Source organism: Paenibacillus ferrarius (assembly GCF_002027705.1).
Classification (GTDB): Bacteria; Bacillota; Bacilli; order Paenibacillales; family NBRC-103111; genus Paenibacillus_E; species Paenibacillus_E ferrarius.
This window is the reverse complement of the sequence record NZ_MBTG01000041.1, coordinates 14,409-37,212: the sequence shown is the minus strand read 5'-3', so window position 1 is coordinate 37,212 and position 22,804 is coordinate 14,409. Positions and strand designations below refer to the sequence as shown.

Genomic DNA, 22,804 nt, shown 5'->3' with positions numbered 1-22,804 from the left:
AAACTAAATCGATACACAGGAAAGAGGGAGTCTATATGGCAGCTCAACAAGCAAGAAGCAGGGAAAGTTTTGATAACGATTGGTTTTTTCACAAAGGCGACATTCCGATTAAGTATGCTGTAAAGGCTGGCATGACGGGAGGGATTACGGATAATGGGAAGCGGGAAGAAGGGGAATGGCTCGACATCGCTTACGTTGATCAAGCGTCAGCGGAGTCCACGATCCCGAAGGAATGGAGTCGGGTGAAAATCCCGCATGATTGGGTTGTGGAAGGCAATTTCATGAATGACCCGAATCTGGGGAGTCGTCCAGCAAGCCATGGCTATTTACCGACGGGAATTGGCGTTTATCGTAAGCTGTTTGCCCTGCCTTCTCATGATCTAGGGAAAAAGATAAGTCTTCATTTTGATGGCGTAATGGGGATCAGCACGGTTTGGATCAACGGCCATGTCATTGGAACCCACAATAGCGGCTACAGCAGTGTTCAGTATGATATTTCGGATATTGTACGGTATGGGGATGAAGGAAATAACGTCATTGTTGTTAAAGTAGATGCAAACAGATATGAAGGTTGGTGGTATGAAGGAGGCGGCATTTACCGCCATACTTGGCTGCAAAAAACGGATCGGCTTCACGTCGCGCAATGGGGAACCTATGTGACAACACCTCTCGTAACCGATGAGGCTGCTGATATTCATCTGCAAACACGTTTGCATAATGAATACGAACTAGATCAGTCATGTGAACTCAAGTCCACTATCAAGGATGCTGAGGGTGTTACTGTCGGCCTTGTCAGTGAGAAAGTGACGGTTGCACAGTTCGATCAGAAGCAAATTGACCAACTCGTATCCGTTGCAAAGCCTAGACTGTGGTCACCGGAGCATCCTTATTTGTATGAGCTGGTAACGGAAGTCATCGTAGAGGGCATAATTGTGGATACGTACAGAACGAGTTTTGGCATTCGGACAATTGCTTTTACGAGAGAAGGCTTTATCCTAAATGGCAAACATACGCTCATTAAAGGGACTTGCAACCATCAAGATTTCGCAGGTGTCGGCGTGGCCTTGCCAGATCGCGTAATGGCGTATAAACTTCAATTGTTAAAAGAAATGGGCTGCAATGCCTACCGCAGCGCGCATCACCCGCCATCGCCTGAGCTGCTCGCTATTTGCGACCGAATAGGGTTAATGGTTATGGATGAAAATCGCAAGCTGGATAGTTCAGCGGAGGGAATTGCGGAGCTGCAGAGCTTAATTATGCGGGATCGCAATCATCCTTCGGTTATTGCCTGGTGTTTGGAGAATGAAGAAATTCTGGAAGGGAAAATGACTGGCGCCCGGATTCTCCGTTCGCTCGTTCAAATTGCACGCAAGCTAGATCCGACACGGCCTACCCTCGCAGCCATGAACCATGGCTGGAATGGAGAGGGATATAGTGACCAAGTCGATATTGTCGGATACAATTATGGTCAGCGCAAAGCGCAGGACGTAACGGACCATTATGCATATCCCTCGCGAATTATATTAGGAAGTGAAAGTGCCAGCAGTACGACAACACGCGGGATCTACGAAGTGGATGAAGCGAGAGGCTATTGTCCTGCCTATGAGGGTGTCCTCATGCCGTCATGGTCCTGTACGGTCGAAAAGGCGTGGAGCGATCTACTGGAGCATCCTTTTTTGAGCGGCGTCTTTCTATGGACAGGATTCGATTACAGGGGCGAGCCGACCCCCTATAGTTGGCCTTGTGTGCTTTCTCATTTTGGCATTATGGACATATGCGGATTTCCGAAGGATGTGTATTACTATCTCAAATCGGTTTGGACGGAAGAGCCCATGGTTCATATTCTCCCTCATTGGAATTGGGCAGGAAGAGAAGGGGAACTGATGGATGTCTGGGTCTATTCGAATGGAGATCAGGTGGAACTCAGCTTGAATGGAAAAAGTTTAGGAACAATGCCGATGACTCCTGCAGGCCATTTGGAATGGAAGGTTCCTTATGAACCTGGCGAAATGAGGGCAGTTGCTTACAGGGATAAGAAGCCAGTTGCCGAGAAAAAGCTACAAACGACAGGTGCGCCTGCCAGTATTCAGTTGGAGCCTGACCGTCAAGACATTCAAGCCGATGGGATGGACGTCTCTTTGGTTAAAGTAGCCATTCTGGACGCGCAGGGGCGCGTGGTTCCGATTGCAGATAATGAAGTGCTATTTGAAGTGGAGGGACCAGGACTTCTCTTGGGGGTAGGAAACGGCAATCCGAGCAGCCATGAGCCGGATAAAGCGGATCGACGCCGAGCCTTTAACGGATATTGTCTGGCGCTGATTCAAGCTCATGCACAGGCAGGCGAGATCGTGCTCAGAGCTACTTCACCTGGGCTGAAGTCGGCCCAAATAAAAATAGCCGTTCGTTAGATGAACAGGGTCACAAGAAAGGATGTAGACAATGGGAACAAAAGATGTCAACTTGCCCAACCAATCTGTGCCATGGGATCTTGAGGCCCTTTATCAGGCAGGACCTGTGTATTCCGCGCCTGAATTCGATGAGGACGAAATTAAAGCAATTTATTATGAAGGATTGCCTTACCAAGGAAATTCAACGCGTGTTTTTGCTTATTATGGGATCCCAGAGTCAAGCTCTGAGGTTAAGGTTCCTGGTATTGTCCTTGTTCATGGAGGCGGGGGAACAGCTTTCAAAGAGTGGGTTCGCATCTGGATGGATAAGGGGTATGCAGCTATTGCCATGGATCTGGAGGGCCATATCGGTACCGTTAAAAACAGTGAGGGTATGCGGCCAGGACACGCATGGAGCGGTCCGGCCCGCCAAGGGGAGTTCAAAGACTATGAGCTTCCAGTGGAAGATCAATGGATGTATCATGCCGCTGCGGATGTCATTCAGGCGCATTCTCTTTTGCGCGCTTTGGATCAGGTGGACGCGGAGCGGATAGGGGTTCACGGCATTTCGTGGGGCGGGATCGTCACGAGCCTTGTTGCTGGCGTGGATGATCGTTTCGCGTTCGCAATTCCTGTATATGGCTGCGGATATTTGTACGAAGCAGGGAATCAATATGGGAAGAGCTTCGCAGATATGCCGCCTGAGGATCGACAAAGGACGAAGCATCTGTGGGACCCCTCATCCTATTTCCAGCGGATTTCGATGCCGATGCTGTGGGTGAATGGGAGTCATGATCCGCACTTTCCGCTGCAGCTATTCAGTAAATCTTATTTGGCAGCGCAGCAGGGAGTCAGTCCTACGAATCTCAGCATACAGTTTGGACTCAGACATTCACATTCTGCTGCATGGCAGCCGCAAGAAATTTACCAGTTCGCGGATCACATCACCAAGGCAGGGCCATCGCTGCCCCAGCTTTCGCTCCCAGAGAGGAGTGGATTGAACGTGAAAGTTGTTTTTTCCTCTGATGCTCCGATTGTGAAAGCGGTATGCTGTTATGCTGCCGATATAGCTGACTGGTTTAAAGTCGAGTGGTCTTTCAAGGATGCACAGCTGGAGCTGGCAGCTAATGAAATTCATGCGACGCTAGCAGATACAGCAGCAGCCTATTTCATTCAAGTGACGGATGAGCGAGGCAATGTAGTGAGTACGCCAATTCAAATACTCACGCATATGTAGCCTTGAACGGTGGAGATGTTCACCCCATTTTGAAAGTAAACACAAGCAAAGTGTAAGAAAATACATATCACTTAACTTGTGTGGCGTTTAAGATGGGGTAACAAGCTTTGCTTGTCAAATTTTGAATAAGAGGTGGGCTCGATGAATCCGTTATGGGGTAAGGTAGGAATCGGTGTCTTGGCGGTCAGTATCATCGCGGGATGCAGTTCAGGGGTTGCGGATCAGAAGAAAGGCGAAACGGCGAAGGCTAAAGAAAAGCTGAAGTTTTCCATGTCGGTTACGACATCAGGCAATAAATATGCGGAGAAATCTGCGGACGTAAATAAAGAGAAATGGGTTATGAAGCTGGAGGAACTGTCCAATACAGATCTGGATTTCAAAATGATACCGCTCAAGGATTTCGACGCCAAAATGTCGCTGATGTTTGCTTCCAATGAAATTCCCGATGTTGTGCAAAATGTTGGAGGCGCTACCACGAAGGGAATGTCAGGTTCCGTTGAAGCGGGCGTGTTCATGCCGCTGGATGATCTGCTCAAGGAGTACGCACCGAATATTATGAAAGCGGTACCGAAAGAGGCTTGGCAAGAAACAAGCTACAATGGCAAAGTATATGGCATTCCATCGTGGTTATCCAATCCATCTCGACGCGCCACATTTATTCGTTCTGATCTGCTGGCCCAAACCGGTCTGGCAGCGCCCAAAACGGTAGATGAATTCTTGAATGTGATGCGTGCCTTCAAAAAACTGGGCGTTGAGAATCCCTATCAGCTGCGGGAAAACTTTAAATATGCCGATACCATTCTGGGGTCATTTGATGTTCTGCCGTCTCAATTTGAGGTTCAAGGCGAACAGGTTGTACCGAAATTTTTTGATGTCGAGAATATGACCAAGGCTCTTCAAAGCTATAAAACGATGTTCGATGAAGGCTTGATTCCGAAGGATTTCGCTTCAATTTCATCGACGGACTATGGTAAAAATATCGAATCCGGCAAAGCCGGGATGTGGTCAGCCAACGCACAAGGTCTGTCTAATTACCGCAATAAAGTTAAAACGGCGGTTCCTGCTGCCAAAATTGACATTATTCCTTCTCCTCGCGGGCCAGAGAATCGAGGTGGCCACTTGCTGTATTCGAGCATTAATACGTCCTACTACATCAACAGCAAAGTATCCAAGGAGAAAGCGATCCAAATCATTCGTTTCTTCGAATGGATGACGACACCGGAAGCAGAGAGATATTTCTCCTTTGGTATCGAAGGGGACACGTACACGATGGAGAACAATCAGGTGAAATTTACGCCTCCTACGAAGCCTGAGGATATTGACGAAGATGGATTCAGAGGGATGTTCTGGTTTGTTCATGATGCGAAATACAACAAAGCCAAAGAAGAGCTGACACCGGAAGGCCGTGATATGATGCAAGCTTTGGACACGATTGTTTCCAAAGAAGGCTTGGGTTCGGTCCGTTTCGTCCCGGCACTTGAAACATTCTCCAGGTATCCGGATATCGCCCCTCAAGGTGATGATGTAGGTCCTAAACTTATTATCGATCATATGATCAAAATGATTTATGGCAAGGAACAGATCGCAGACTGGCCGAAGGTCATTGAAGAATATAAGAATAAAGGCGGAAACGAGATGATTAAAGAAGCGACGGAGCGCTATAAAAAAGGAAATGGCGTTATTGTTTCGGAGAATCGCTCGTAAGATCGCAAGGAGGTAATCCATTCCATGAACACGAAACATCTCATCTCCATGAATTACCCTGCTTCTTGGTGGCGTTCTTTATGGAGGGAGGCTTTGCCTTCCGGCAACGGGAGAATCGGAGCTGCCGTCTACGGAGGTGTGCATGAGGAGACGATCCTGCTCAACCATGAGGAGCTATGGTGGGGGGGCGTAACCTCCCCGCTGCCGGATGTCAGTGCTTCTCTGCCGGAAGTGCGCCGTCTCCTGAACAAGGGTCTTGCTCCAGAAGCCGATAAGCTGCTGTCAGCGTCATTGCAGGAACAGGGATACAGCGCCAAGCTCGCTTCTCCGCTGCCTCTAGGCGATCTCAAGATTCGGATGCCTTTGCGCCAAGCTTTCCGCGATTACAAGCGGACACTTCAGATGGAGACGGGAGAAGTTTCCGTCGTTTGGAGAGACGGGGAGACGAGGTATGGAAGAAGGCTGTTCGTTTCCCGTCCAGCGGATGCCGTAGTCCTCGAGATTCGCAAGCAGGGGCCTCAAGCCATAGAGGCGGAGCTTCGTCTGCAGCTTCATGATAAACGGGACTTTCGCAAGCCCGGCATCGTGTTTCCGGAGAATGAAGAAATGCTGTGCACGGGAGATACCATCTATTATGCGGCGCAACAAACAGATGGCAGCGATTTCGGTGCTGTCGCCCGCATCATTACAACAGGCGGTCAAACCGATAGTCAGGACGGCTTGACGATCAAAGAAGCGGACGCTGTGCTGGTTAGGATCAAGCTGTTTGCTCGCGGGGATCGCGTGCAGGAATGGCGCAGGCTGGATGAAGAAATAGCGTCTATGGCTGACAGCTATGAGGCATTGCTTGCTGAGCATGCAGCCGAGCACGGGCTTTTGTTCCGGGCGATGGAATTTGATTTGGCTGCTGAGGGGCGAGAGCTGTCCAATGAGGAGCTGCTCCTTAAGGCCTATCAAGGGGATGCGCCGGATGCGCTCATGGAGAAGATGTGGGCATATGGCCGGTATTTGCTCATCTCCAGTTCGCGGGCAGATGGTCAGCCATGCCATTTGTACGGCTTATGGTGCGGCGATTATGATGCTGTCTGGGCCTTCCACATGGTCAATGAGAATCTTCAAATGATGTATTGGCAGGCGCTCTCTGGCAATATGCCTGAGCTGCTGCTAGCCGTCTTTAACTATATGGAAAGCAAAATGCCGGATTTTCGCCTGAATGCCAAGCAGTTGTACGGGTGCAGAGGGATCTTCATACCTGCGCCCAGTACGCCTGACTCGGGACTGCTTAAGCATACTTCTCCGCATATTATTCATTGGACCGGGGGAGCAGGGTGGGTTAGTCAGCATTACTATGATTATTATTTGCATACCGGCGATATGGATTTCCTGCGAAATCGGGCGCTGCCGTTCATGCGTGAGGCCGCTTTGTTCTATAAGGACTTTTTCACCTTGGATGAAGAAGGCATGTGGGTTAGTTCGCCATCCAATTCGCCGGAAAATACACCGGGCAATTATTGGCAAGGTCCCACAACGTCGATGGGCACTACGATGAATGCGACCATGGATTTTGCTATTGCGAAGGAGCTTCTGACCAATCTCATCCAAGGTGCGAGCTTGGCCGAAGTGTACACAGACGAGATTCCGGCATGGAGAGAAATGCTGAGCCGCATTCCGCCTTATCAGATCAGCGCAGATGGGGCTGTGAAGGAATGGATGCATCCCTTCTTTGAAGACAATGATCATCATCGTCATGAATCACATGTGTATCCCGTGTTTCCCGGAACGGAGGTAACGCGTTCAAGTGATCCAGTTCTGTTCGATGCGTTCATCAGATCGATCGAGAAACGTTTGGTCATTGGCCTTAAGCAGCAGTCCGGCTGGTCGCTTGCGCACATGGCAAACAACTATGCGCGTATGGGCAGGGGAGATGCGGCGCTCGAATGCTTGGAGATCTTGAGCCGCTCGTGTGTGATGAACAATCTGATCACTCTGCATAATGATTGGCGAGGCATGGGCATCGGCGTGGACATGGACTGGGCACCTGTTCAGTTGGATGCGAACATGGGATGGACAGCAGCGGTACAGGAAATGCTGCTCTTTGCAGTGCCGGGCGAGCTTCATATTTGGCCGGCGCGGCCAACTCGCTGGACGAAAGGGAAAGCGGGCCCTCTCTTGGCACGGGGAGGCATCACGTGTACGATGGACTGGGATCTGCCCGAAGGCAGGCTGGAACTTACACTTCGTTCGATTCAGGGCAATAAGCAAATAGTGCTTATTTTGCCAGAAAACGTGATCTCCACTGCTGAAAATCCCGCCGATTTCCATAGTCTTTCACTTACAGAAGCTCCGCTCCATCTGACGCTTAAGCTGAGGACCGAAAGCTTATGACAGCTATAGTAAACGGACGATATCCTGTTCATTCCGATTCGCTGATAACGCTTCCTTTTTTTAGGATGAAGGAAGTTGACGGTTCGGTGTAGAACAGTTGAACATATCTCCGTAAGGTTTGAAAGGTGGTGCTTGGCTCCATGCGGTTGCTCATTGTCGATGACGAGCCGATGATTCGAAGCGGATTGATGAAAATGGCACAGCAGTATACACAATCTTTCCAAGCGATCGAATTGGCTGTCAATGGGGTTGAAGCGCTGGATCGCATCCAACAGATGGAGCCAGATCTGCTTATTACTGATATCCGTATGCCGAAAATGGATGGTTTGGAGCTTTGCCGGATTCTTCATGAGAGTCATCCCTATTTGATGAAAGTTGTGATCTCCGGTTACAACGATTTTGACTATGCACAAAAATGTCTGTCTTACGGGGTTAAGCATTATTTGTTAAAACCGGTTACCCCGCCGGATATTCACGAAATGCTGGACCAGATTCTAAGGACGCAGTCACAAGGACTTATTCCGGTTTCTCGTTTGGTCGCGTGGGTAGAGCGGCTGGAAGAGAGCTTGTGGAATCTTCAGACGGACGAGATTGCTGATCTCATGACGGAGTGGAAGGCGAATTGCGGCCACTTGCCCGTTCAACAGCTGAAATACCTCTTGAATGAAGTGCTGCTTATGGTCAGTAAAAGCTTTCAGGAGAAACAGCGTGCGCTGATTCCTGAGCTGCTGGACCCTCTGCATGCGCCTACGCAAGCAGATTTATTTCAGTCGTTTGAATGTCGGATGAAGGCGGTCATCGATAATATTTTATTTGTAAGACGAGGCAATTATAAGGACCCCATGGAAGAAGCACGGGTCTATATTGATACCCGCTTATCTGTCGAAGTTACTTTGTCGGAGGTTGCGGACAGGGTCGGGATTACACCGACTTATTTCAGTACGTTGTTCAGAAAAATGACAGGCGAGACGTTCATCAGCTACCGGATCAACAAAAGGATGGAAAAGGCGAAGGACCTGCTATCGATTCCCCATAAGAAAACAGTGGATATTGCGTCTGAGGTTGGGTATGAGGATTATCCTCATTTTGCCAAAACCTTTAAGAAAATCTTCGGGATGTCTCCCTCGGAATATCGTGCTTCGATGGGCATCAAATGAAAAATCGCAACGTTTCGCAGAAATTGTTTCTTTCTTATTTGGTCGTTATTCTGATTTCGTTGACAAGCGTAGGCTACTTTTCCTACAAGGCGTCCTCAAGGCAATTGGACCAATTGGTTGACAAGCAGTTGACGCAAGTTGTGGGCAATGCAGTCCATCATACGGATCTATACCTGAAAGCTTACGAACGCTTGATGGTCTCACTGCTCAACAGCAACGATATTAAACGGTTCATTGATCTGCCGGAAGGCGAAAATGGATATCCCTATTATGAGCTGCGCAAATTGATCAAAGAAGTGAGTATCGACCCGCTGTTCATCCGAAGTCCGGAAATATCCGATATCTTCCTGTTAAGTTTCAATGGGAATGCGATGTATATGTATAACGGAATTACCGCGGAGTCGTTTACGAAGGAGCAGATTGGACAGCAGTTGGCCTTCTATCAAGCCAATACGACAACGACCGGCAGCTTGAATGTGCTGAATTATAGCATTATACCAGGGCAAGAGCATGCGATGCTGACGCTTGTCAGGCGCATTCGGGGACTTTCTTCCACAGAGCCCAAAGGAATTCTTTCTATAGAGCTGCGTGCTGCCGAGCTGTCCGAGCTTTGGAAGGGCATCGATTTGGAAAGCGATGGCTACTTCTTCATTGCCGACGGGCAAGGCAACTATGTCTATCATCCAGATGCCAATCGCCTGGGCGAGGCTATGCCGGAATCCATTCAACGTCAAGTGCTTGAAGCGGGAAACGATGCTTTTACAGCTAAAATGGACGGGAAATCGCGTGTCTTTATGAGCCGGAAATCCAATTATGGCAACTGGCGGCTTGTTGTGTCCTTGTCTGTGGATGACTTGCGCAAGCCTGCGGATACGATTCGGACGACAACCATGATTGTTGGAGGCTTTACGCTTGTTCTTGCTTTGTGGCTGGCCATCCGTTTCGGGAAAACGATTACTGATCCGATTCGCAGGCTGAAAAGCGCTATGCGCGAAACGGAAAAGGGCAATTGGGCAATCCTGCCTGTGCCGAATCATAGGGATGAAATTGTGGAGCTGATTAGCCGCTATAATCTCATGGTTAGTCGACTAGCGGAGCTTGTGGATGAAGTGTATCAAGCGGAATTAAGAGATCAAGCGAGCAGAATAGAGAGACAGAAGGCTGAGCTTCAGTCGCTGCAGCTTCAGATTAATCCCCACTTTTTGTATAACACGCTGGAGACGATCGTTTGTTATGCGGTCATTAAAGATAGTAAGGAAATAACGGAAATCGTCAAGGCTTTGGCCTATATGCTTCGTTATTCTGTTCAGACGCATCTGGAAGAAATTACAGTTGCCAATGAGCTTAAGCATGTCTTGCATTATCTGGTTGTGATGAAGCATCGGATCGGAAGGGAATTCGATATTGATGTCGCGATAGATCCCTCCTATTTGCTTCATAACATGGTCAGATTGACGCTGCAGCCCTTGGTGGAGAATACGTTTCAGCATGCTTTCCCGGATGGGCTGGAGGACTACCATTATATCCGCATTCATGCAGGCGAGGAGGATGCGATGTTCTGGATCAGTATTGAAGACAACGGTGCGGGCATTCAGGAAGATAGGCTGCAAGAGCTGCGCGAGAGGCTTCGGCAGAACCGGCTTGCCGAGCATGAGAACGAGTCTGACAGAGAGATAGGCGGCATTGGCATCATCAATGTGCATCGCAGAATCCAAATGGTATTTGGGGAGCAGTATGGCTTGAAGATCCAGAGCCAGATTAATCAAGGGACCAAATTAATTATGATGATGCCCAAAAAATGAAGGAGGAAAAAATAGATGGCATCGAAAACGATTTCTGCCGGACAACGACAGTATCGATTGGCGAATATACGCTCGCAGCGGGCAATTATCCAGAAATACTGGCCATTGTATGTAGTATCCATTCCTGGGCTGCTTTACTTTGCCATTTTTAAGTATATACCTTTGTTCGGCTCTGCCATTGCTTTTCAGAATTACAATATTTTTAAAGGTGTAACCGGGAGTCCTTGGGTAGGCTTGGTTCATTTCAAGCGTTTATTTGCTTACCCGGAGTTTCTGAATATTTTAAAAAATACGATGCTCATTGGCTTATATGATCTCATCTTCGCCTTTCCAATCCCTATTGTGCTTGCTCTGCTTTTGAATGAGATTCGGATAAATCGCTATAAACGAGTCCTGCAGACCGTCATTTATATGCCTCATTTCCTTTCGTGGGTCATCGTTGGCGGCATTATCATGGGGCTTCTATCCCCATCTACGGGTCTGATCAATCAAGTTCTTGAGCGGTTCCATTTAGAATCCATTTATTTCTTAGGCGAGAACAGCTACATCCGTTCCATTCTGATTGGAACCGGGATATGGAAGGATAGCGGATGGGGCACGATTATTTATCTTGCTGCGATTGCAGGCATTAATCCGGATTTGTATGAAGCAGCCGAAATGGACGGGGCAGGACGCTTCCGTCAAGTTCTCTCCATTACGATCCCCTCGATTCTTCCGACGATCACCATTTTACTTTTGCTGCATATCGGGCATTTTCTGGATTTCGGCTTCGAGCGAGTATTTCTGTTCTTAAACCCGCTGAACAGTGAAAATGGCGAAATTCTGGACACCTATGTGTATAGAGCAGGCTTAATGGATCATCAATATAGCTTTACGACAGCGATTGGACTTTTCAAATCACTTGTTGGTTTGGTTTTACTTATGTCAGGCAACATGCTGAGCCGGAAAACGACCGGAGAAGGATTATACTAAGTTGTTCCACAGGAGGTGAGTTACGTGATTACAACAAAGAGCCAGCAAGCGTTTCAGTACTTTAATCTGCTGTTATTGTTTCTGATTGGACTTACCATGGTGCTGCCGCTGTTGCATGTCATCGCGTTATCCTTCAGTGATGCGGTAGCTATCAATCGTCGAACTGTCGGCCTGTGGCCGGTCGGATTCACGTTGGAGAATTATCACATGATCGTGAAAGATGCGACGATGTGGATGGCTTTCCGCAATAGTTTGACGATTACCGTGTTTGGCACGCTGATGAACCTAGCGGTGACGGCCAGCTTAGCCTATCCGCTTTCTCGCCAAGAGTATTTGTTTCGGAAACCCGCGCTGATTTACATCCTGATCACCATGATCTTTCACGCACCGCTCATTCCGAATTATTTGCTGCTGAAAAATCTGCATATGCTGAACACATTATGGGTGCTGATGATCCCAACTGTCATTAGCGCATTTAATCTATTCGTCATGCGTTCCTTCTTTCTTAATCTCCCGCAGGAATTGCTGGACTCCGCCCGTATCGATGGATGTGGAGAGTTCCGGATCATCTGGAACGTTGTGCTTCCTTTATCGAGGCCGGTCATGGCGACAATGGGCATTATGTACGCTGTAGCGAATTGGAATATGTATGCTCAAGCCATTTATTATATTGACAAAAGATCGCTAATCACGCTGCAAGTCAGGCTCCGCGAAATTGTCATCACGGATAATATGGGCTCCTCGGATGTCACTTCAGATCTCCAACTGCTTGTCTCCCCAGAGGGGTTGAAAATGGCGGTGATTGTGGTGGCGACGATCCCGATCCTGCTCGTATATCCGTTTCTTCAGAAGCACTTTATGAAAGGCATGATGGTGGGCTCCATCAAATCATAGATTTGCACCAAAAACAGTAAAAAAACAAATAGCATCTTAAATAAACATAATCATATCAAGTCGTTTGAGGTTATACTTTAAAATAAGATTACCTCTAGCCGATTGCCAAACAGCGCGTGCGGGAGAGACGATAGTCAAAAGGAGTGCATACGGAATGAAACATATCCTCATTGTTGATGACGAACCGATGGTTCGAATGGGTCTGGCTAAGCTGGTTAGACAGTGCAATCCATTGTTTCGCCCAGTCGTCGTGGCCAATGGGGTTGAAGCGCTCGAGCATCTCAGCAAGCAGCGCCCAGATATGATTCTGACCGATATTCGGATGCCGAAGATGGACGGCTTAGCCCTGTGCAGACAAATCCAGGAGCTGAATATTAACGTTCCTATCGTGGTTATTTCCGGCTATGATGAATTCACCTATGCACAGAAGTGTTTGACCTACGGTGTGAAGGAATACCTTTTGAAACCGCTTACCGAACATGAGCTGTACCCTGTGCTGAACAAACTTCTATTGGAGCAGGACCAAGCTCAGCCGATCTCATTTTTCCAGGTGGAGGAGTGGCTCGAGCGCGTTGAGTCGACGATCTGGTCCGCTGATTTGGAGGCGCTGCATGGCCTTATGGACGTTTGGAAGAAAGGGGATTTGACCAAGGGTATTCAGGTTGAACAATTGGAACGCATTATTGCCGATGGTCTGAAAATTGTAGTGAAGAAGCTGAACGCACACGGTATGGTTACTTTTACGACGAGTGCTCCCTTAACGCAGCTGAACAGCATTGAAAGTGCCATTGAATACTTGGAGCAGGAATTAGTGAGCCTGTATCATCAGCTGTTCCTGTGGCGTGGCGGCAATCAAAAAAGTCTGTTTGAGGAAGCCAAGGCGTATATTGATTTGCATATATCCGAGGAGCTGAGTCTTGAGGAAGTAGCCGAGAAGATGGGGCTTGCGCCTACTTATTTCAGCTATATGTTTAAGAAAATGACGAACGAAACCTTTGTGCAATATCGGATGAAAAAACGGATCGAGATGGCCAAACGGCTGCTCGAAATGCCGCATTACAAGGTCGTTGATGTCGGAGTGACCATTGGGTATCAAAACTACCCGTATTTCACGAAGATTTTCAAAAAAATGACAGGCTGCTCGCCAAGCGAATACCGCTGCATGCTGGGGATCAAATAATGAGATCCAGCTTGGCGGCTAGAATGTTCGCTTATTTCGTAATTGTGATTGTGATATCTTCTTCCATCGTCGGCTTCGTCCTTTACGTCCAGTCGTCCAAAGAAGTAGATAAACAAACCAATGAGCTCCTGACGCAAATCGTGGATAACGCCATGAATCATACGGATATGTATTTGAAAAAGTATGATCGCGCCACGTTGTCCATGCTCACGTCGACGAATGTCAAGGAATTTCTAAATACGGACAAAAACAACTTTGTCTCGTATTTTTTGGCGATTCGCCCGATCAAGGAAAAGGTGATTCAGCCTCTTTTTATTAACAATCCAGAAATCAGTATGGTCTATTTAATTGGCTATAACGGTTTAAGCATCTATGACCATAATACGGATGTGATCGACTTTAACCAGTCGGTCTTTCAAGACAAGCTGGATGTTCTTAAGAAGATGACGAATAACGACGGCAAATTGACGATTATGGACTGGAGCTTTCTGGACGGCAAGCTGGCGGTTACCCGCAAAATTTCGGATCGTCAAACGTCGAAGGTGTTCAAAGGCATTGTTGGCATTGAGTTGAATATCGAAGAGCTTACAACCTTGTGGAAGGGAATACGGCTGGGAGAGACCGGTTATTTCTATATCGTGAATGACAACGGCAAAATCGTGTACCATCCGAAAGCCGAAATGATTGGAAAGCAGCTGAATGAAGGGCTGTTGACGAAGCTGAAGGAAAATCAGAATCGCATTTTTACCTATACGGATGGTATCGAACGGGTACATTTCAATCAAAGGTCCAACTACTCCGGCTGGACGCTTGTTGCTTCTATGCCGCTTAACGAGCTTAAAGCTCCGGTTAAGAACATTAGAAAGACAACGCTCATCACCTGTGCGTTTGCATTGGTCCTTGCTTTAATTCTCGCTTACCGATTCGGGAGGTCGATCGTTCAGCCCATCAAAAAGCTGGAAAGCGGCATGCGCCGAACAGAGAAAGGCGACTGGACACATGTTGCGATTAGCGGGCGGACAGACGAGATGGATCGTCTCATTGTCAGCTATAATATGATGGTGTCGAGGCTGCAGGAGCTGATGGAACAGGTATATGCGGAAGAGCTGAAGAATAAGGAGTATCAGCTGAAAAGGCAAGCCGCTGAATTCCAGGCGCTGCAGCTGCAGATCAATCCGCATTTTCTCTACAATACCTTGGAAACGATTGTTTGCTATGCGGTTGTACAGGATTCTCAGGAGATTAAAGAGATTGTCCGATCGCTTTCTTACATGCTGCGCTATTCGATTCGGGCTGATCTAGAGGAAATTACCGTCGCGAATGAACTGAAGCATGTTCTGCAATTTATGACGATTATGGATTATCGCTTGGGCCATCCTTTTGAGTTGGAGGTACTGATTCCTCCAGAACTGCTATTAAAGAAAATGGTCAGGCTGACCTTGCAGCCATTAGTGGAGAATATATTCAAGCATGCCTTCCCGGAGGGGATCGAAAGTTATCATCGGATTCGCATCGATGCCTATACGGAGAACGAGGACTTCGTTGTGACCGTCACGGACAATGGCTGCGGCATAACGCCGGACACGCTCAAGGAGCTTCGGACCAAGCTGATGAAGCAGCATCTTCATTCGCCATTTCCTGAGCGCAAGGAGCGAGAGGGAGGGATTGGCCTCGTGAACGTGCACAGCCGTATTCAAATCGTATTCGGTGAGAACTATGGCTTATCCATTACGAATAATGAGGGCGAACCAGGTACGAAAATTACCTTACGAATGCCGGATAAGACCGGAGACATCGGCTTCTCTCCTTAATATAGAAGACCTATTAGAGAATTCAGGGAACGCTGCATTTCTGCACGTAATCCTTGTATTCTCTTTTTTTTATGTTGGATAGGTGAGCCTGAATGAACCCCGGTGAATGCAGCCGAATCGAAAGGGTTCGAGCCGCGAATGAACCCCGAATGAACCCCAAAGGGAACTGGGTTCCCTTATTCATCATGAAATTAGCCATTTGGTTAGTCAGACGGAACTACGGTACGCTATTTCAGCTAATTTACTTGAATTTTACCCTAGGGAGGTGGAATAAGGGCAATAGTTCCCTTTCAGCGGTAAATAGTCGATTCTGAGTCAAATAGAGGATCATAGTTCCATTTGGTCAGGGGAGTATCATAAATTAGTTGAATAGGTGCTTAAAAAACTAGTATGCTCGCCGTCCCTCAAAAAACTATGATGAAACTAACAAATGAGAGGAGGAGGCTTCGCTTGGAAATTGTCAGTAAAACGGTCAGCCAAGCTCGAAACGAGCGCAAACATAAAACAAGTGTCATGGTTCAGCTGTTTCGCAATATGAGAAAAGTTCCACAGCTGTACTTATTATGCTTGCTGCCTATTCTTTACATTATAATATTCAAATACATACCCATGTATGGGGCGGTTATTGCCTTTCAGGATTATGTGCCTCATAAAGGGTTTTTCGGCAGTGATTGGGTGGGACTAAAGCATTTCAGAAACTTTTTTAACTCCTATGAATTCTGGAAGGTTATTAAGAACACGCTTGGCCTTAGCTTCTATGGCTTGTTAGCAGGGTTCCCATTCCCCATCCTACTGGCGCTTTGTTTGAATTATGTGAACCGCCCGTTCATGAAAAAGTCTGTGCAGATGATTACGTATGCACCGCACTTTATTTCCATGGTCGTCATGATCGGTATTATTATGCAGCTGTTGGATCCTAAAACAGGGATCGTAAATATGCTTTTGGCGCAAATTGGATTTGACAAAATTGACTTTTTCGGCAATCCGGACCACTTTAAATCCTTGTATGTCTGGTCCGGCATTTGGCAGAACGTGGGATTCGGTTGTATCATTTATTTAGCCGCCTTGGCTGGCATAGATCCCTCGCTGCATGAAGCAGCGGTCATGGATGGGGCGACGAAAGTTCAAAGAATGTGGCATGTGGACATTCCCGGCATTATTCCGGTTGCAACGATATTATTGATTATGAATGTAGGCAATATGATGGATGTTGGCTTTGAGAAGGTATTGTTGATGCAAAATCCATTAAATGTAAGTACTTCCGAAGTCATCGACACTTACGTGTATAAGGTTGGCCTTCTCTCGACAGGAATTAAGTATTCATATGCTTCGGCGATCGGGTTGTTCACCTCGGTAATCAATTTAATCTTGCTGTTCACGGTGAATAAAGTCGCCAAAAAATTAGGGCAAACAAGCCTGTGGTAAAGAGGTGCAAACAGCAAGATGATGAAGTCGACCCGAATTCATGAATCCAAAGGCGATCAATTGTTTAACATTGCCAATTACACGATGCTTTGCCTGTTTACGCTCACCGTCTTATATCCGCTTATTTATGTTATAAGCGCTTCCTTCAGTTCATCTGCCGCTGTCATTTCGGGTAAAGTATGGCTGTGGCCGGTCGATATCTCCTTTCAGGGCTATGAAGCTGTGTTTAAGCACAAACAGATCTGGGTTGGTTTTGCGAATTCCATGTATTATGCGATTGTGGGAACGATTTTTAATGTCATTATGACGCTTATTGCAGCCTATCCGTTATCACGCAAAGACTTTTATATCCGAAATGCGGTTATGGCGTTATTCGTATTCACGATGATGTTTGGCGGAGGATTAATTCCGAACTACCTGCTAATTAAGTCGCTTGGGATGATTGATTCGCGCTGGGCACTCATTGTTCCGGGAATTATGAGCGTCATGAGTGTTATTATTGCAAGGACGTATTTCCAAACGACGATTCCGGATGAACTTCTCGAAGCAGCGCATTTGGATGGGTGCAGTGATTACAAATTTTTGGTCAAAATCGTTGCTCCGTTATCTGGTCCTATCATCGCTGTGCTTTCTTTATTTTACGCGGTAGGGCATTGGAACACTTACTTCGCAGCTCTGCTTTATTTGAAATCGCCGGACTTGTATCCGCTGCAAATTATTTTGCGTGATGTGCTGGTGAAGAACACCTTTGATGAAGAAGTCATTACAGATGTCGTAGGCGCCGCCCAGCGAGAAGGAATGAGAGAGCTTCTGAAATACTCGCTAATTGTGGTTTCAACCATTCCGGTGCTCGTGGTGTATCCGTTTATCCAAAGGCACTTTGTTAAAGGGATGATGATTGGTTCCTTAAAGGGCTAACCATAGATGTGTGAAATAAAAAGGGAGGAAATACGCATGCAGAGAAAGAAGTTTCTGGGTTCAGCATTATGTTTGTTTCTAAGTGCAACCGTTTTCTTAAGTGGCTGCAATAAGACGGAGACGGCAACTGAAGCAACCACGCAGCCTGAGGCTGCTCAAAATGAGCTTGTAAATCCGCCAGGGGTACTTCCGATTACCAAAGAGAAAACGACGATTAAAGTGATGTCCCGGACAAATCCAAGTGTTGAAAACTTCGCCACCAATGAGTTTACCAAATGGCTGGAGGAGAAAACGAATATCCATATTGAATGGGACGTAGCAAGTGATCCGCAGCAGAAGCTGAATATTTCTTTGGCAAGCGGAGATTACCCTGACGTGTATCTGGGCTTTAACATTACACCGGTACAGTTGTCGCTTTACGGCAAGGACGGCGTATTCATTCCGCTTAACAAGCTTATTGATAAGTATGGGGTTGAAACGAAGAAGATGTTTGCATCCCTCCCGTACACGAAGGAGCTTTCTTCGAACTTTGATGGCAATATCTACGGACTTCCCTCTGTGAACGAATGTTTCCACTGTACGCACAGCAGCAAAATGTGGATGAACCAAAAGTGGCTGGATGCTGTGGGAATGAAGCTACCAACGACGACAGAGGAATTCTATCAAGTCCTAAAAGCTTTCAAAGAGAAAGATCCAAATGGCAATAAAAAAGCGGACGAATTGCCGCTCGTTGGAGCCAACATCGCAAATTCATATGTGGATACCTACCTGATGCAGGCATTCATTGACAGTGATCGAAGCATGCAATTTCTGAAAGATGGCAAGATCAAGGTTGCCTTTAACCAACCTGAGTATAAAGAAGGACTCAAGTATCTCAACAAGCTGTTTAAAGAAGGGTTAATCGACCCGCAATCGTTCACGCAAGATCGCAATCAGTTGAGAAAATTAGGCGAAAATCCGGATGCTGAGATTCTGGGCGCCATTCCGGCGCAAAATCCAACCGTCTTTAATTTGCTGGAAGGCCCGCGCTGGAAGGATTATGTGGCTGTTCCTCCACTCAAAGGACCTGGGGGCGTTCAAGCGTCTAAATATATCCCGCAAGGGATTACAACAGGCTCGTTCGTCATTACGAATAAAATGAAAAATCCAGAGATCGCCATGCGGTTAGCCGACTTCTTGTATTCGGAAGAAGCGACGATGCGCGCTGTACTGGGCCGCCCGGATATGGAGTGGAAGGCTGCCGGACCTAACGATATTGGCATTAACGGCAAACCAGCCAAGTATACGGTGCTTGGAAACTCTTCGCCTGGCGCGAAGAACGCAACTTGGGGACAAGTGGGACCCTCCCTGCGCTCGAACGATTGGCGTTTGGGTCAAACGGCTGACCCGAAAAATCCGCTGGAAGATATTCTGTACAAAGAGACACTGAATAAATACGAACCATATAAGCCAGATCCAAAGAACGCAATTCCAACGCTGTTCTTTACGAATGATCAGTCCGATGAGATCGCCAATATCAGTAAAACCATCGATGATTACCGGAAAGAAACGACAGCCAGAATGATTATCGGAGATTTGGACATCGATAAAAAATGGGATGAGTATGTGAAAAATCTGGATAATATGAAGCTTCCGCGTTATTTGCAGATTCATCAGGAAGCCTATGATGCGATGAAGAAGAAATAGGAAGTAAAGATGCTCCACCTGCTAACAGACAGGTGGGGCTTTTCCTTAATTATGCTCGCAAGGCGCACAAGCATGAAGGAGAAAGGAAGCGAAGGCCATGCAAATCACGAATAATCTGTTGAGTTACAAACTATCTGATTTAAGGGTGAAGTTGATTTCTGCGAAGTATTCCGTTTGTTCTACCGAATGGAGAAAGGAGAATTTCGTTCCCGAGTACAATAAATTTTATTATATTTGTGATGGAAACGGTTGGATTCAGGTGGACGGGAAATTGTATTGCCCGCAGGCCGGTCAACTTTTTTTTGCTCCCTCCGGTGTTGTGCAATCCTACGCGTTCTCCCATGGCCGCCCCTTTACCATGTTCTGGTGTCATTTTACGGCCAACATGGGGTTAAGCCAGCTTTTTCGAACCATTGGCATTCCTCCCATTATGACTGTACAGGATGATGCCACGCTGCTGCGTTATTTTCAACAACTGATTGATAACCGCAGCAATACGCAGCCAACAGCGCTGCTGAAAATTCAGTCTGCACTGCTTGAGATGATCGCCTACTATATTGACCATGCCATGATAGAGGTGCAGGATACTGGGAAATTCTCCTCCATGAATCGCTTAGTGGCTACCATCCAATATATTGACGAGAACTTGGACAAAGAATTAACGATCTACGAGCTTTCGCAAACGGCTAATTTCCATCCGAATTATTTTATTCGCTTTTTCAAGACCCATCTGGGCGTTTCGCCGATGCGCTATATTTATGACCGCAGATTGGAAAAGGCCAAAGAGCTGCTGATTGGCTATGCGTTGTCGATTAACGAAATCGCGAATCTTACCGGTTTTTATGATGCTTCGCACTTTTCAACTTCTTTTAAAAAACATGTGGGCTTGTCTCCTTCCGAATATCGTAATTTAGAGATGGCTAGTGAAACGCTAAGACCTCGAGTTCCTTTTTAACAAAAGTTAGTTTGATAAATGAAGTGGTTAGTATGAGCCATTCCTTTTCAATTGAAAGCGCTTTAAGATTTAAGAAAGGAGGTGTTATGCTCCCAAACCAAGGAAGTTTGATCCCAATAAGCGCAGCATGGCAGCCAATACCTCAGCCGATGAGGAATGTGAAAGAGGGTTTTATCATGCCGATCACCACTGCAAAGAGCTTATTTACCTATCCCAAAAAGCATCTCATGGTATTTTTGCTTGTGTTCACCTGTGCAGGCCTGCTTCCCGGCTTCAAGGCTCACGCTGCTGGGCCCATGGTTGCTGACAGCTTCACGGGTCCAGTCACCCAGAATGAAATCAATTCTTTTAAATCCTACATTCAAGGCGTAGAACCAGTCGTTTGGCCGAATACAGGCTCCATGCAGGGCGAATATGCGCAAGGTACAAGCGGTGAAAATATTAAAGCCATGGGTCTCATGTATGAAATCACGGGGGATACCGCCATTCTTGACCGAATGATCTATTTCTGCGATGTGCTGCTGTCCCAGCGAAACGATATTCTTCCAGCTCCTTATGGCCATCGAACCGTGTGGACGAATACGATTGCTCCTGTATGGCCCGGCAATAATACGGGGACAGCCTCGGCAGATTCTGCCAACGGCGATCCGGTTGGGCATCTTGCCTATTGTGCCAATCTGATCCTGCAGCATCCGGCCATTTGGAATACCTCCGTGGCCATTGGCGACGATTACAGTCATGGGGCTACTTATAAGCAGCGCGCTATGACTTTCATGAACGAGGCTGACTATGTGGTCAACCAATTCATCTTCCCTTCCTTGCTGGATCTGTCGAATGGCAATAAATATTATTTTTCTACGCAATCCCCTTACATGAGCGGCGGTGTTTTTCCTTGGAATCAACAGATGATGATCTCCTATGGTCTGCAAAATTTGGCCGCAGCACATGCCGTTCTTGGCGATAATCCAACGCTCGTTTCGCAATATGACGGCATTGTTCAAACGAATCTCAATTGGTTTTTCAGCAATAATACAGCCAAACAAACCTATACGGACAGCAAAGGCAACACAGCCTACAATTGGGGCTATAATCCAACGCTGCTGGGTGGAGAAGATTCCAATCATGCCAGTCTGGATGTAGCGGGCTTCTACCGTGCCTTCCTGAGCGGCCGATATGGGATTACCTCATCTATGATGATGCCTTTTGCCAACATGTATGCCGACGTTATGATGAGAGGGCCTAACGATTTTGCTGGCCGTGTGGATGGTACAGACGGAACCGGACACGGGGCGCCAACCACGTATGCCCGGACTGGCAACATCTTCTTGGCGGCACTTCGTCCAGATATGTTTGGCGATCTGGCTAACGCGAATATGCCTAACAAAACAACGACAAGCCTTGCCACGTTCGCTCGATTCATGTGGGCCAAAAATCAATTAAATACGGCAGGCGGCGATACACAAGCACCTACCACGCCAACCAATTTAACGGCTGCGGCTGTATCCGGCAATCAAATCAATTTGAGCTGGACTGCGTCGACTGACAATGTTGGCGTAACTGGGTACAATGTGTACCGCGGGGGTGTGTTTGTTGGATCATCGACGACGACCTCTTACAGCGACACAGGACTGACAGCTTCGACCACATACAGCTATACGGTAAAAGCAAAAGATGGAGCGGGGAATCAATCTGCAGCAAGCAGCACGGCGACTGCAACAACCACATCCCCCACATCGCCTGGGAATCTCGCTTTAGGCAAAACCTACAATGCCTCCACAACATGGAATACGTCCTATTCGGCGGATAAGGCATTTGACGGAAGTACAACGACGCGTTGGTCTGCAGCAAACGGTTCCCTGAACAACCAGTGGATCAGTGTTGATTTGGGAACAGCTGCTGCTGTGGATCAAGTGATCGTGAAGGAAACCACGTATCAAAGGGTGACGGGCTACAAGCTGCAAGCATCGTCCGACGGCATAACGTATTCGGATATTGCGGGTACAGCCGGAACAACGCTAGGTGCAAGCAAGACGATTAACTTTACCGAAATGACGACAAGATTCTTACGTTTATATGTAAGTACAGCAAGTGCTGTACCGACAATAAATGAGATTGAAGTATATAACCAATAGTTTCAAATAGATGGCCGCACTGCTTTATGCTGTGCGGTTGTTTGTTTAGCTGAGGCAAAACGCAGCTTTAAGGCTGAAAAGGTGCTCAAGAATCGTAAAAAAAGACATACGAGTGTAAGAACGGATATTGATGGATGATAGAGGTGAGCGTAACATCAA

General features: G+C 47.1%; 15 protein-coding genes. All 15 read left to right on the top strand.

Features of this window, described 5'->3' with window-relative positions; genetic code table 11:
• Positions 1-35 precede the first annotated feature (35 nt).
• The 15 genes from galA (at position 36) to BC351_RS31615 (ending at position 22,645) form a co-directional block, all read left to right on the top strand.
• A complete protein-coding gene (gene galA / locus BC351_RS31685; RefSeq protein ID WP_079418595.1) occupies positions 36-2,408 on the top strand; it encodes a beta-galactosidase GalA in 2,373 nt (790 codons plus the stop codon).
• Positions 2,409-2,439: 31 nt separating this feature from the next.
• Complete coding sequence (locus BC351_RS31680; RefSeq protein ID WP_079418593.1) at positions 2,440-3,624, top strand: alpha/beta hydrolase family protein; 1,185 nt, start codon at positions 2,440-2,442, stop codon at positions 3,622-3,624.
• A 141-nt stretch (positions 3,625-3,765) separates the two neighbouring features.
• A complete protein-coding gene (locus BC351_RS31675; RefSeq protein ID WP_079418591.1) occupies positions 3,766-5,328 on the top strand; it encodes a type 2 periplasmic-binding domain-containing protein in 1,563 nt (520 codons plus the stop codon).
• Between the two features lie 24 nt (positions 5,329-5,352).
• A complete protein-coding gene (locus BC351_RS31670) occupies positions 5,353-7,713 on the top strand; it encodes a glycoside hydrolase family 95 protein (RefSeq protein WP_079418589.1) in 2,361 nt (786 codons plus the stop codon).
• Positions 7,714-7,853: 140 nt separating this feature from the next.
• Positions 7,854-8,870, top strand: a complete 1,017-nt coding sequence (locus BC351_RS31665) for a response regulator transcription factor (RefSeq protein ID WP_079418587.1) — start codon at positions 7,854-7,856, stop codon at positions 8,868-8,870.
• Positions 8,867-10,672 carry a sensor histidine kinase gene (locus BC351_RS31660; protein WP_079418585.1) on the top strand — a complete coding sequence of 602 codons (1,806 nt, stop codon included), beginning with the start codon at positions 8,867-8,869 and terminating at the stop codon, positions 10,670-10,672. The genes BC351_RS31665 and BC351_RS31660 overlap by 4 nt, the downstream gene beginning before the upstream one ends.
• A gap of 15 nt (positions 10,673-10,687) precedes the next feature.
• Complete coding sequence (locus tag BC351_RS31655; protein ID WP_079418583.1) at positions 10,688-11,644, top strand: ABC transporter permease; 957 nt, start codon at positions 10,688-10,690, stop codon at positions 11,642-11,644.
• 24 nt (positions 11,645-11,668) lie between these two features.
• Positions 11,669-12,538, top strand: a complete 870-nt coding sequence (locus BC351_RS31650) for a carbohydrate ABC transporter permease (RefSeq protein ID WP_244209243.1) — start codon at positions 11,669-11,671, stop codon at positions 12,536-12,538.
• A 154-nt stretch (positions 12,539-12,692) separates the two neighbouring features.
• A complete protein-coding gene (locus BC351_RS31645) occupies positions 12,693-13,718 on the top strand; it encodes a response regulator transcription factor (protein WP_079418581.1) in 1,026 nt (341 codons plus the stop codon).
• Positions 13,718-15,529 (top strand): sensor histidine kinase, encoded by a 1,812-nt coding sequence (locus BC351_RS31640; protein WP_244209242.1) that lies wholly within the window; start codon positions 13,718-13,720, stop codon positions 15,527-15,529. The genes BC351_RS31645 and BC351_RS31640 overlap by 1 nt, the downstream gene beginning before the upstream one ends.
• A gap of 450 nt (positions 15,530-15,979) precedes the next feature.
• Entirely contained in the window at positions 15,980-16,954 is a 975-nt protein-coding gene (locus BC351_RS31635; RefSeq protein ID WP_341866035.1) for an ABC transporter permease, read from the top strand.
• A gap of 21 nt (positions 16,955-16,975) precedes the next feature.
• Entirely contained in the window at positions 16,976-17,872 is an 897-nt protein-coding gene (locus tag BC351_RS31630) for a carbohydrate ABC transporter permease (RefSeq protein ID WP_079418609.1), read from the top strand.
• 36 nt (positions 17,873-17,908) lie between these two features.
• Positions 17,909-19,558: an ABC transporter substrate-binding protein gene (locus tag BC351_RS31625; RefSeq protein WP_079418577.1), complete on the top strand. Its 1,650-nt coding sequence runs from the start codon at positions 17,909-17,911 to the stop codon at positions 19,556-19,558.
• A 97-nt stretch (positions 19,559-19,655) separates the two neighbouring features.
• Positions 19,656-20,513 (top strand): AraC family transcriptional regulator, encoded by an 858-nt coding sequence (locus BC351_RS31620; RefSeq protein ID WP_079418575.1) that lies wholly within the window; start codon positions 19,656-19,658, stop codon positions 20,511-20,513.
• A gap of 86 nt (positions 20,514-20,599) precedes the next feature.
• Complete coding sequence (locus BC351_RS31615; protein ID WP_079418572.1) at positions 20,600-22,645, top strand: discoidin domain-containing protein; 2,046 nt, start codon at positions 20,600-20,602, stop codon at positions 22,643-22,645.
• The last annotated feature ends 159 nt before the right edge of the window (positions 22,646-22,804 follow it).